Annotated in this window: 14 protein-coding genes; 6 read left to right on the plus strand and 8 right to left on the minus strand. The window is 70.3% G+C overall.

The genetic code is table 11. From position 1 onward, the window contains the following. The first annotated feature begins 73 nt into the window (after positions 1–73). Together AB0958_RS20815 and AB0958_RS20820 are read left to right on the plus strand one after the other, a co-directional pair. The gene (locus AB0958_RS20815; RefSeq protein WP_101400883.1) at positions 74–307 is read left to right on the plus strand and encodes an Lrp/AsnC ligand binding domain-containing protein; all 234 of its coding nucleotides are present in this window, start codon (positions 74–76) and stop codon (positions 305–307) included. Between the two features lie 20 nt (positions 308–327). Beyond that, complete coding sequence (locus AB0958_RS20820; protein ID WP_366891920.1) at positions 328–816, plus strand: DUF3515 domain-containing protein; 489 nt, start codon at positions 328–330, stop codon at positions 814–816. Between the two features lie 128 nt (positions 817–944). On the opposite strand, the gene AB0958_RS20825 is transcribed toward AB0958_RS20820, so the two are convergent. From AB0958_RS20825 to AB0958_RS20835, 3 genes are read right to left on the minus strand one after another with little or no spacing between them, the layout of a single operon-like run. Next, the gene (locus tag AB0958_RS20825) at positions 945–2,102 is read right to left on the minus strand and encodes a D-alanine--D-alanine ligase family protein (protein WP_366891921.1); all 1,158 of its coding nucleotides are present in this window, start codon (positions 2,100–2,102) and stop codon (positions 945–947) included. A 59-nt stretch (positions 2,103–2,161) separates the two neighbouring features. Beyond that, a complete protein-coding gene (locus tag AB0958_RS20830; RefSeq protein WP_366891922.1) occupies positions 2,162–3,172 on the minus strand; it encodes an NAD(P)H-dependent glycerol-3-phosphate dehydrogenase in 1,011 nt (336 codons plus the stop codon). Beyond that, positions 3,169–3,933 carry a lysophospholipid acyltransferase family protein gene (locus AB0958_RS20835; RefSeq protein WP_366891923.1) on the minus strand — a complete coding sequence of 255 codons (765 nt, stop codon included), beginning with the start codon at positions 3,931–3,933 and terminating at the stop codon, positions 3,169–3,171. Before AB0958_RS20835 ends, AB0958_RS20830 begins: the two co-directional genes overlap by 4 nt. Positions 3,934–4,088: 155 nt before the next feature. Between AB0958_RS20835 and cofC the strand changes: the two genes are divergently transcribed. Next, complete coding sequence (cofC, locus tag AB0958_RS20840) at positions 4,089–4,727, plus strand: 2-phospho-L-lactate guanylyltransferase (protein WP_366891924.1); 639 nt, start codon at positions 4,089–4,091, stop codon at positions 4,725–4,727. Between the two features lie 9 nt (positions 4,728–4,736). After that, positions 4,737–4,940 (plus strand): hypothetical protein, encoded by a 204-nt coding sequence (locus AB0958_RS20845; RefSeq protein ID WP_366891927.1) that lies wholly within the window; start codon positions 4,737–4,739, stop codon positions 4,938–4,940. Positions 4,941–5,054: 114 nt separating this feature from the next. Here AB0958_RS20845 and AB0958_RS20850 read toward each other — a convergent pair whose 3' ends face one another. From AB0958_RS20850 to leuC, 4 genes are all read right to left on the minus strand, one after another. Further along, positions 5,055–5,690, minus strand: coding sequence for an HU family DNA-binding protein (locus AB0958_RS20850; RefSeq protein ID WP_366891928.1), 636 nt, complete (start codon positions 5,688–5,690; stop codon positions 5,055–5,057). Positions 5,691–5,830: 140 nt separating this feature from the next. After that, a complete protein-coding gene (locus AB0958_RS20855; RefSeq protein WP_366891929.1) occupies positions 5,831–6,061 on the minus strand; it encodes a hypothetical protein in 231 nt (76 codons plus the stop codon). A 287-nt stretch (positions 6,062–6,348) separates the two neighbouring features. Next, positions 6,349–6,942 carry a 3-isopropylmalate dehydratase small subunit gene (gene leuD, locus AB0958_RS20860; protein WP_366891930.1) on the minus strand — a complete coding sequence of 198 codons (594 nt, stop codon included), beginning with the start codon at positions 6,940–6,942 and terminating at the stop codon, positions 6,349–6,351. 6 nt (positions 6,943–6,948) lie between these two features. Beyond that, positions 6,949–8,373: a 3-isopropylmalate dehydratase large subunit gene (gene leuC / locus AB0958_RS20865; protein ID WP_366891931.1), complete on the minus strand. Its 1,425-nt coding sequence runs from the start codon at positions 8,371–8,373 to the stop codon at positions 6,949–6,951. A gap of 205 nt (positions 8,374–8,578) precedes the next feature. Here leuC and ndgR point away from each other — a divergent pair, with 205 nt between their 5' ends. Beyond that, entirely contained in the window at positions 8,579–9,295 is a 717-nt protein-coding gene (gene ndgR, locus AB0958_RS20870; RefSeq protein ID WP_003993203.1) for an IclR family transcriptional regulator NdgR, read from the plus strand. 126 nt (positions 9,296–9,421) lie between these two features. On the opposite strand, the gene AB0958_RS20875 is transcribed toward ndgR, so the two are convergent. Next, positions 9,422–9,919: a DUF4188 domain-containing protein gene (locus AB0958_RS20875; RefSeq protein ID WP_366891932.1), complete on the minus strand. Its 498-nt coding sequence runs from the start codon at positions 9,917–9,919 to the stop codon at positions 9,422–9,424. Positions 9,920–10,008: 89 nt separating this feature from the next. On the opposite strand from AB0958_RS20875, the gene AB0958_RS20880 reads away from it, so the two are divergent. After that, positions 10,009–10,653, plus strand: a complete 645-nt coding sequence (locus AB0958_RS20880) for a MerR family transcriptional regulator (RefSeq protein ID WP_366891937.1) — start codon at positions 10,009–10,011, stop codon at positions 10,651–10,653. Positions 10,654–10,778 lie beyond the last annotated feature (125 nt).

A 10,778-nucleotide genomic window follows, 5' to 3' on the forward strand; every position in this document is an offset into this window, starting at 1 on the left:
CGCGGTGAGCGGCGACGCGATACCGTGGCGTTCCTTTTCCCCACATGATCCTCGTGGCCGCCCTGGAGGTTCCGTGGTACAGGCGTACATCCTGATCCAGACGGAGGTCGGCAAAGCGTCGACCGTCGCCGAGACGATCAGCAAGATCCCCGGTGTGATCCAGGCCGAGGATGTGACAGGACCGTACGACGTCATCGTGCGCGCGCAGGCCGAGACGGTCGACGAACTCGGTCGGATGGTGGTCGCGAAGGTCCAGCAGGTGGACGGCATCACCCGCACCCTGACCTGCCCGGTGGTCCATCTGTAGCCCCCGTCTACCCTTGGCCGGTGAACTTCTTCCGTCACCGGCCATTCGGTCTGTCCGCGCTCGCCGCGTTGGTGATCGCGACCGCGGGCTGCTCATCAGCAGACGACGCCCCGTCGGCGGCGGTTCCCCGTCCGGGCGCGGCGGCCGTGAAGCTCTGCGACCGCCTTGACCGGGTGCTGCCGACGAAGGTTGACAAGCTGGGCCGGCGTGATCCGGAACCGGCCTCTCCGCTGACCGCCGGCTGGGGCGGCGACCCGGCGATCATACTGCGGTGCGGCGTGCCGCGGCCCGCGGAGATGGCCGACCCGGAAGCGGACGGGGTGGAGGTGAACGGGGTGGGGTGGCTGCTGGAGCAGCAGGCCGACAAGTCGTTCCGGTTCACCACGACGCTGCGGAAGGCGTATGTCGAGGTGACGATCCCGGCCGGGCGGACGGGGGATGGCATGGCGCCGTTGGTGGGGCTGGCGCCTGCCATCAAGAAAGCGGTGCCTGAGGGGATCGCCGACTAGGCGCCGTGGGGCTGAAGCAGTGCGTCGAGTGCAGGTCGTGCGGGGTTGCTCGCGCAGTTCCTCCCCCAGCCTTCGGCCGGGGGTGCCCCCAGCGCCCCCTTCGGGGCGCTTCGGCTCGGCGTGGGTTTTTAGCGGAGGCCCGTCGGGCGGGTCAGGGCTGCCCGGATGAGGCGGTCGATGAGGTCGGGGTAGCTGACACCCGTCGCCTGCCACATCTGCGGGTACATCGAGATCGGGGTGAAGCCCGGCATCGTGTTGATCTCGTTGATGACGAAGTCGCCGTCCTCGGTGAGGAAGAAGTCGGCGCGGACCAGGCCCTCGCAGGACGCGGCCTCGAAGGCGTCCACCGCGAGCGCCTGGATCTCGGCCGTCTCCTGCGGGGTCAGCGGGGCCGGGACGACACCGGGGGTGGAGTCGATGTACTTGGCCTCGAAGTCGTAGTACGCGTGCGCGGCGGCCGGCGGGATCTCCGCCGGGACCGAGGCGCGCGGGCCGTCCTCGAACTCCAGGACGCCGACCTCGATCTCACGGCCCCGCAGCGCCGCCTCGACGAGGATCTTCGGGTCGTGGGACTGGGCCTCGGCGATCGCCTCCTCCAGGCCCGCCAGGTCGTCGACCTTGGTGATGCCGATCGACGAACCCGCGCGCGCGGGCTTCACGAACAGCGGCCAGCCGTGCTCGCCGGCGAAGTCGACGATCCGCTTGCGGGCGGCGGACTCGTCCTGCTTCCACTCGCGGGGGCGGATCACCAGGTACGGGCCGACCTTGAGCCCGAAGGAGGTGAACACCCGCTTCATGTACTCCTTGTCCTGGCCGACGGCCGAGGCGAGCACACCCGAGCCGACGTAGGGGACGCCGGAGAGCTCCAGGAGGCCCTGGAGGGTGCCGTCCTCGCCGTAGGGGCCGTGCAGCATCGGGAAGACCACGTCGACCTCACCGAGCGCCTTGGGCACCGAGCCGGGCTCGCTGTAGACGACCTCGCGGCTGGCCGGGTCGACCGGGAGCACGACGCCGCCCTCGGTGGACTCGGCGAGGTCGCCGACCTCCGGGGTGCGGCGGTCGGCGATCGCCATGCGTTCCGGTTCGTCGGCCGTGAGCACCCAGCGGCCTTCCCGGGTGATGCCGATCGGCAGGACGTCGTACTTCGTCCGGTCAATGGCGGCGAGTACGGCGCCTGCGGTGACCGTGGAGATCCCGTGCTCGGAGCTGCGGCCGCCGAACACGACGGCCACACGCGGCTTACGAGCGGGCTGCTCAGGGCTCTGGGGGAGGTTCTCGGTGCTCATATCGCGTTGAGAGTACCCGGTGGTAGGGCCCCGAGACAGCGTCCGTAGCGTGCCGTGGCTCAGCGTCGCTCGGGCTTCGCGCTGCGCGACATCAGCTCCTTGAGGGCGACCACCGGAGGCTTGCCCTCGTGCACGATGTCCACGACGGTCTCGGTGATCGGCATCTCCACGCCGTGCCTGCGGGCCAGATCGGCCACGGACTCGCAGGACTTGACGCCCTCGGCGGTCTGCCTGGTGACCGCGACGGTCTCCTCCAGGGTCATGCCCTTGCCGAGGTTGGTGCCGAAGGTGTGGTTGCGGGACAGCGGCGAGGAACAGGTGGCCACCAGGTCGCCGAGGCCCGCCAGTCCGGAGAAGGTCAGCGGGTCGGCGCCGAGCGCGCTGCCCAGCCGGGCGGTCTCCGCGAGACCGCGGGTGATGAGCGAGCCCTTGGCGTTGTCGCCGAGCCCCATGCCGTCCGCGATGCCCACGGCGAGGCCGATGACGTTCTTCACGGCACCGCCCAGCTCGCAGCCGACCACGTCGGTCTCGGTGTACGGCCGGAAGTACGGCGTGTGGCAGGCCGCCTGGAGGCGCCGGGCCACCGTCTCGTCGGTGCAGGCGACCACGGCGGCGGCCGGCATCCGGGCCGCGATCTCCCGGGCGAGGTTGGGCCCGGTGACGACGGCGATACGGTCCGCGCCGACCTTGGTGACGTCGTCGATGACCTCGCTCATCCGCATGGCGGTGCCGAGCTCGACGCCCTTCATCAGGGACACGAGAATCGTCTCGGGCGCGAGCAGCGGCGTCCATGCGGCGAGGTTGGCCCGCATGGTCTGGGACGGCACCGACAGGAACGTGAAGTCGGCGCCGGCGGCCGCCTCGGCGGGGTCGGTCGTGGCCCGGAGGTTCTCGGGGAGTTCCACGCCCGGCAGGTAGTCGGGGTTGGTACGGCCGGAGTTGATCGCCTCCGCGACCTCCGCGCGCCGCGCCCACAGGGTGACCTCGCACCCGGCGTCGGCGAGCACCATCCCGAAGGCCGTACCCCACGAACCCGCGCTGAAGACCGCCGCCTTGGCAGGCTTGCTCACTTGCCGCTCTCCTCTTCCAGACCGCTCTGCGCACGTGCCCGGCGCCGCTGCTCGATCCGTACCCGGCGAGGATCGTAGGGGGTCTCGGGGGCCTTCTCGCCGCGGATCTCCTCCAGCTGGCGCGTGATGGCCGCCATGATGACCTCGGTCGCCTCCCTGAGGACGTCCTGGGTCATCTCCTTGTCGTAGAAGCGGGAGAGGTCGACCGGCGGACCGGCGAGGACGTGGTGCGTCTTGCGGGGCAGCAGGTTGAGCTTCTTCGCGTACGGCGGGAGCAGTTCGTTGGCGCCCCACTGGGCGACCGGGATCACCGGGCACCTGGTCTGCAGGGCGACGCGGGCGGCGCCGGTCTTGCCGGTCATGGGCCACTGGTCCGGGTCGCGCGTGATCGTTCCCTCTGGGTAGAAGGCGACGCACTCGCCGCGTTCCACGGCGTCGATCGCGGCCCGGAAGGCGCTGAGCGCGTCGGTGGACTCCCGGTAGACGGGGATCTGTCCCGTGCCCCGCATGGCGGCACCGACGAATCCCTTCTTGAAAAGCCCGCTCTTCGCCAGGAATCGCGGAACGCGACCGCTGTTGTACTGATAGTGGGCGTAGGCGAAGGGGTCGATGTGAGAATTGTGGTTCACCGCGGTGATAAATCCGCCCTCGGCCGGAATGTTGTCCATTCCGCGCCAGTCCCGCTTGATCAGAACCACCAGCGGCGGTTTGCAGAGCACCGCAGCGAAGCGGTACCAGAAGCCGATTCTCCGGCGGGGCACGCGGACACCTTCCTCTAGGACTTCCTCCCGGTCCGGGATCGGGAAGAAGTGTGGCCCCGGCCCGCCGGTCTGTCGAGAACACCGTACGCCTCGGTGTCGCGGTCACCCGGTGGGCCCGGGTGACAATGAGGCAACGAGGGAGGGACGGTACATCGGTGCAGTGGACCTTGGTCATTCCGCTCAAGCCTCTGGCCCGGGCCAAGAGCCGGCTCGCGGACACCGCGGCGGACGGGGTGCGCCCGTCGCTGGCCCTCGCGTTCGCCCTGGACACGGTGGCGGCGGCCCTGGCCTGCCAGGCCGTGAAGGATGTGGCGGTCGTCACGGTCGACCCGCTGGCCGGGCGCGAGCTCTCGGCGCTGGGCGCGCGCATCGTCCCCGACACGCCGGGAGGCGGTCTGAACGCCGCCCTCCGGCACGGGGCGGCCGTCGTGCGCGCATCGCGTCCGGAAAGCCCCGTGGCGGCCCTGAACGCCGATCTGCCCGCGTTGCGTCCGCTGGAATTGGCGCGGGTACTCGACTCGGCCGCGGAATTCCCGCGCGCTTTTCTTCCGGACGCGGCGGCAATCGGCACCACTCTGCTGGCGGCGGCGCCCGGCAGTGCATTGGCGCCCGCGTTCGGCCCGGATTCCCGCGCCCGGCACGCCGCCTCGGGAGCCGTGGAGCTGCTGGTGGCCGACGTGGACTCGGTACGCCAGGACGTGGACACCGGCGCGGACCTGCGCACCGCCCTGGCACTGGGGGTGGGCCCCCGCACGGCCACGGTGGCGGCCCGCCTGCTGATCCCGGACCAGTAGGCTGCGCCCATGCAGGCGACCGCATACACGTACGACCCCGAGACCCACAGCGGCCAGGTACTCCTGGACGACGGAACCCCGGTCCCCTTCGACGGCCCGGCCTTCGAGGCGGGCGGCCTGCGCCTGCTCAGGCCGGGTCAGAGGGTGCGCATCGAGACCGAGGGGACGGGTGCGGACCTCCGGATCACCCTGGTGACCCTCCAGACGTTCTGAGTCGACGGCGCCCCGCGCTACGCAACCCGGCCGGGAAGAACACCGCGGGCCGGACTCCCCGAGGGAATCCGGCCCGTCGCGTGAGTGTCCCGAGCGCGCCGCCGAAACGAAGGCCTAGCGAGCCGCGGTCTTCTTGGCGGTGGCCTTCCGCGCGGTCGACTTCTTGGCCGGCGCCTTCTTGGCGGTGACCTTCTTGGCCGGGGCCTTCTGCGCGGCGGTCTTCTTCGCGGTCGCCGTGGTCTTCTTGGCGGTCGTCTTCTTCGCCGCCGCGGTCGTCTTCTTGGCGGCCGCCGCGCCCGTGGTCTTCTTCGCCGTCGTCTTCTTCGCGGCGGCCGTGGTCTTCTTGGCCGCGCCCGTCGCCTTCTTGGCGGTGGTCTTCTTCGCCGCCGCCTTCTTGACCGTCGCCGAAGCGGTGCCGGTCAGGCTGCCCTTGGGCGCCTTCTTGACCGAGACCTCACCGCCGCGCGGGAGCTTCTTGGAGCCGCTCACCAGGTCCTTGAAGCCCTGACCTGCACGGAAGCGCGGCACGGAGGTCTTCTTGACCCGAACCCGCTCGCCCGTCTGGGGATTGCGGGCGTAACGGGCGGGACGGTCCACCTTCTCGAAGGACCCGAAGCCGGTGACCGAGACCCGCTCACCCGCGACGACCGCGCGGACGATGGCGTCCAGGACATGGTCGACAGCGTCGGCCGCCTGCTGGCGACCGCCCATCTTGTCGGCAATCGCTTCTACGAGCTGCGCCTTGTTCACGTCTTCCCCTTCGGAGACCTCGCCAGAACGAAAGTGTTCAAGCTTTTTCGCACGTTAGGCAGATATATACCGCAAATCAAACACGAAACGGGCTTATCACCCTTGTGCCGCAACGGACTCGACCGTCTCGCAGGGTCCGGTCAGCCTTCCTCTTGCGGGAATCGACCCGCTTCGAGGTCGGCGTTGAACCGCTCGAGCCGCCTTGCCGCGTCGGCGATGTCGTGCTTGGCCGCGGCCGTAATGACCAGCAGCTTCCGGGTCAGCGCCATCCGTACGCCCTCCGGGACTTGCAGTGCGCGCACTCTTGTGTGCGCTTCCTTCAGTTGGTCCGCGACCGCCGCATAGAGCTGGAGTTGGCCGTCGTGTTCCATGCACAGATTGTGCCATCTGGGGCGAGTTGTCGCCTGCGCAGGGGGCAACTGCCGCCTCGAATGGCCTTCCGGGCACTTGCGCGAGCCCCGGACACAGCACTCACCTACCCCCACAACATCAGCCCTAACGCGGGAAGTTGGCAAGACCTGCGACAACGCGAGCGTCCGTTCGGGTGCAGACATGGCTGTACCCCCAATCGTGGCGATCGGGGGTACAGGCGGGGTCGTGCGATGGCTGAAACCAGCCGTATTCAGATGTGGTGATCAGGCCCGAACCGGGCTCCGGGTCAGACCTGGAGCGTCCGCGGCTTGTACGACGGCCGCTTGGCCTCGTACGCGGCGATGTCGGCCTCGTTCTGGAGGGTGATGGAGATGTCGTCCAGCCCGTTCAGCAGCCGCCAGCGGGAGTTCTCGTCCAGCTCGAAGGAGGCGGTGACGCCCTCGGCGCGCACCTCGCGCTTCTCCAGGTCGACGGTGATCTCGGCCGTGGGGTCGCGCTCCGAGAGCTCCTGGAGCGCCTCCACGACCTTCTGGTCCAGGACCACCGTGAGCAGGCCGTTCTTCAGCGAGTTGCCCCGGAAGATGTCGGCGAAGCGGGAGGAGATCACGGCCTTGAAGCCGTAGTTCTGAAGGGCCCACACGGCGTGCTCACGGGAGGAGCCGGTGCCGAAGTCGGGCCCGGCGACCAGGACGGTGGCGCCCTGCCGCTCGGGACGGTTGAGGATGAAGTTCTCGTCCTTGCGCCAGGCCTCGAACAGCCCGTCCTCGAAGCCGTCCCTGGTCACCTTCTTGAGCCAGTGAGCAGGGATGATCTGGTCGGTGTCGACGTTGGAGCGGCGCAGCGGGACGGCCCGGCCGGTGTGCGTGGTGAATGCTTCCATGGCTGATCAGACTCCAGCGGGCGTACGAACGTCGGACAGGTCGGCCGGGGAGGCCAGGTGGCCCAGGACGGCGGTCGCGGCCGCGACCTGCGGCGACACCAGGTGGGTACGGCCGCCCTTGCCCTGCCGCCCCTCGAAGTTGCGGTTCGAGGTGGAGGCGGAGCGCTCACCCGGGGCCAGCTGGTCGGGGTTCATGCCGAGGCACATCGAGCAGCCCGCGTGCCGCCATTCGGCGCCGGCCTCCTTGAAGACCACGTCCAGGCCCTCGGAGACGGCCTGGAGACCGACCCTCGCGGAGCCGGGGACGACCAGCATCCGTACGCCGTCGGCGACTTTGCGGTCCTTGAGGATGTCGGCGGCGGCGCGCAGGTCCTCGATCCGGCCGTTGGTGCAGGAGCCTACGAAGACGGTGTCCACGTTGATGGAGCGCAGCGGCTGGCCGGCCTCCAACCCCATGTACTCCAGGGCCTTTTCGGCGGCGAGGCGCTCCGAAGCGTCTTCGTACGAAGCCGGGTCGGGGACGTCCGCCGAAAGCGGGGCGCCCTGGCCCGGGTTGGTGCCCCAGGTGACGAACGGCGAGAGGGCGGCGGCGTCGATGTGGACCTCGGCGTCGAAGACCGCGTCCTCGTCCGTGCGCAGCGTCTTCCAGTACTCGACCGCCGCGTCCCAGTCCGCGCCCTCGGGGGCGTGGGCGCGGCCCTTGAGGTACGCGAAGGTGGTCTCGTCGGGAGCGATCATGCCCGCGCGGGCGCCGGCCTCGATCGACATGTTGCAGATGGTCATCCGGGCCTCCATCGAGAGCTTCTCGATGGCGGAGCCGCGGTACTCCAGGACGTAGCCCTGGCCGCCGCCGGTGCCGATCCTGGCGATGATCGCCAGGATCAGGTCCTTGGCGGTGACGCCCTCGGGCAGTTCGCCGTCGACCGTGATGGCCATGGTCTTGGGGCGGGCCAGCGGCAGCGTCTGGGTGGCCAGCACGTGCTCCACCTGGGAGGTGCCGATGCCGAACGCCAGCGCGCCGAAGGCGCCGTGCGTGGAGGTGTGCGAGTCGCCGCAGACGACCGTCGTGCCCGGCTGCGTCAGGCCCAGCTGGGGGCCGACGACGTGCACGACGCCCTGCTCGACGTCGCCCAGCGGGTGCAGGCGCACCCCGAACTCGGCGCAGTTCTTGCGCAGCGTCTCCAGCTGGGCGCGGGAGACCGGGTCCGCGATGGGCTTGTCGATGTCGAGGGTCGGGGTGTTGTGGTCCTCGGTCGCGATGGTGAGGTCGAGGCGGCGCACCGGGCGGCCGCTGAGGCGCAGACCGTCGAAGGCCTGCGGGCTGGTCACCTCGTGCAGCAGGTGCAGATCGATGAAGAGGAGGTCGGGCTCGCCCTCGGCGCGCCGGACGACGTGGTCGTCCCAGACCTTCTCCGCGAGTGTCCTACCCATCGCTTTCCCTCCGGCCGGCAGACGTGCACCGGCCCAACTAGAGATCTTGAGGAAGCGGCTGCCCGTGTTCCGGGCCCCTGAAGTCGTGGTTCCGGGCGTCCGCCGCCGGGCCCGTTGGTCCGCGGGCCACTGTGTTCTTCCAGAGTGGCGCGTTCCCTCGAAAATTGAACTTGCGTTTCACAGAGTGAGACGTGAGTATCGTTGCATGGACAACAGTAGCGGCGTCGGCGTTCTGGACAAGGCGGCCCTTGTCCTGAGCGCTCTGGAGTCCGGTCCGGCCACCCTCGCGGGTCTGGTCGGGGCCACCGGACTGGCACGGCCCACGGCCCACCGGCTGGCCGTGGCCCTGGAACACCACCGCATGGTGGCACGCGACATGCAGGGCCGTTTCATTCTCGGTCCGCGACTCGCGGAACTGGCCGCGGCGGCCGGCGAGGACCGCCTGCTCGCGACGGCGGGCCCGGTGCTCACGCACCTGCGCGACATCACCGGCGAGAGCGCGCAGCTCTACCGCCGGCAGGGGGACATGCGGATCTGCGTGGCCGCCGCGGAACGCCTGTCCGGTCTGCGGGACACGGTCCCGGTCGGCTCGACCCTCACGATGAAGGCCGGTTCCTCGGCGCAGATCCTGATGGCCTGGGAGGAGCCGGAGCGGCTGCACCGCGGCCTGCAGGGCGCCCGCTTCACGGCGACGGCCCTCTCCGGCGTCCGGCGCCGCGGCTGGGCCCAGTCCATCGGCGAGCGGGAGCCGGGGGTCGCGTCGGTGTCGGCGCCGGTGCGGGGGCCCTCCAACCGCGTGGTCGCCGCCGTCTCCGTCTCCGGCCCGATCGAGCGCCTGACCCGCCACCCCGGCCGCATGCACGCCCAGGCGGTCATCGACGCGGCGGGCCGCCTCTCCGAGGCGCTTCGCCGCACCGGCTGAGCCCCGAAACGAACGCTCCCGCCAGAAGAGGCCGGCCCCAACGCCGCGGCCGGCTTTTTCCCGACGGGAGCGGAGAAACGCAGGGGCGCTGGGGGTACCCCCAGCGCCCCTTGCGGGGCGCCCCACTCACGGGGATCGATGAGCGAACCGGTCCTTCGCGTAGCGTCCCCGGCGTTCCACGGGGACCGTCCCGCTCGCCGCGCCCAGTCCGAACTCCGGCATGTCGAAGTAGATCGACTCGTACGACCCCTCGGGCGCCACGTACGTCTCGTGCCAAATCCCCACGTGCTGCCGCAGCTTCCCGGCCCGCTCCTTGCGGTTCACCAGGCTCCACACCCGGTGGTGCAGCATCTCCGGCGCACTCGCGTACGCGTACAGCTTCTCCTTGGACTCCCAGTACTGGACGACGTAGTACGTCCGCGGTGACGCCGTCAGCAGGACGCGCCCGAGGAGCCCCCGCCCGGGGTCCCGCGCGAGCTCCCTCAGCATGCGGACCATGGAGACCATGACCGGGAGCCACTGGTGCGCCGCCCAGAAGTGGTTGATGCGCATGCCGATCAGCAGCACCACCGCATCGCCCTCGCGCGCCGCGGTCGTACGGCCCGGTATCGGTTTGGCGACCATGCGAGACACCCCCGGTTCCCTGTCGGATAGCGGCACTATCCGTCTTTCGGTGCTTGGATAGTGACACTTACCAAGGAGGGGTGCAAGAGATGCGGCTGGCCCGGTTGAGCGAGCGCAGCGGGGTGCCCGTCGCGACGATCAAGTACTACCTGCGCGAGGGCCTGTTGCCGCCGGGACGCCAGGTCAACGCCACGACCGCGGAGTACGACGAGGAGCACCTGCGCCGGCTGCGGCTGGTACGGGCGATGATCCACGTCGGCCGGGTGCCGGTGGCGAAGGTGCGCGAGGTGCTCGGGCACGTCGACGACGAGTCGCTGGGCCGCACCGTCAGGGTGGGCGCCGCGCTGTGGGCGTTGCCGCAGGTGCCCGAGCCGGACGAGGACGACGAGTACGTGCGGGCCGCGCACCGGGAGGTGGGCGCCCTGCTGACCACCCTCGGCTGGGAGAACGCCAAGCAGCTGACGACCGTCTCCCCCGCCTATCGCCGACTGGTGGTCTCGGTGGCCGCGTTCCGCCGGCTCGGTTACGACTGGGACAGCGAACTCCTCGCGACCCGGGCGAAGTTGATGCACCAGGCGGCCATCGCCGATCTGGACTTCCTGGAGACGCAGCCCTCGGAGGAGGAGAAGGTGGCGGCCGCGGTGGCCAGCGCGGTGCTGGTGGAGCCGATGCTCCAGGCCCTGCACCGGCTGGCCCAGGAGGAGGAGGCGGCGCGGCGCTACGGCTTCGAGTAGGACCCGGGCACGACGAAGGCCCTCCGCGGGGAGCGGAGGGCCTTCGTCGTCTGTACCCCCGACCGGATTCGAACCGGCGCTACCGCCTTGAGAGGGCGGCGTGCTAGGCCGCAGATCGGAAGAGC

Origin of the sequence: Streptomyces sp. NPDC006655, assembly GCF_040703965.1 — a bacterium.
Taxonomy (GTDB): Bacteria; Actinomycetota; Actinomycetes; order Streptomycetales; family Streptomycetaceae; genus Streptomyces.

Coding starts and splice junctions, on each gene's coding strand:
- leuD (WP_366891930.1), bottom strand. CDS start 6,942: ATGGAAGCATTCACCACGCACACCGGCCGGGCCGTCCCGCTGCGCCGC.
- ndgR (WP_003993203.1), top strand. CDS start 8,579: ATGGACAACAGTAGCGGCGTCGGCGTTCTGGACAAGGCGGCCCTTGTC.
- AB0958_RS20845 (WP_366891927.1), top strand. CDS start 4,737: ATGCAGGCGACCGCATACACGTACGACCCCGAGACCCACAGCGGCCAG.
- AB0958_RS20825 (WP_366891921.1), bottom strand. CDS start 2,102: ATGAGCACCGAGAACCTCCCCCAGAGCCCTGAGCAGCCCGCTCGTAAG.
- AB0958_RS20875 (WP_366891932.1), bottom strand. CDS start 9,919: ATGGTCGCCAAACCGATACCGGGCCGTACGACCGCGGCGCGCGAGGGC.
- AB0958_RS20855 (WP_366891929.1), bottom strand. CDS start 6,061: ATGGAACACGACGGCCAACTCCAGCTCTATGCGGCGGTCGCGGACCAA.
- AB0958_RS20880 (WP_366891937.1), top strand. CDS start 10,009: ATGCGGCTGGCCCGGTTGAGCGAGCGCAGCGGGGTGCCCGTCGCGACG.
- leuC (WP_366891931.1), bottom strand. CDS start 8,373: ATGGGTAGGACACTCGCGGAGAAGGTCTGGGACGACCACGTCGTCCGG.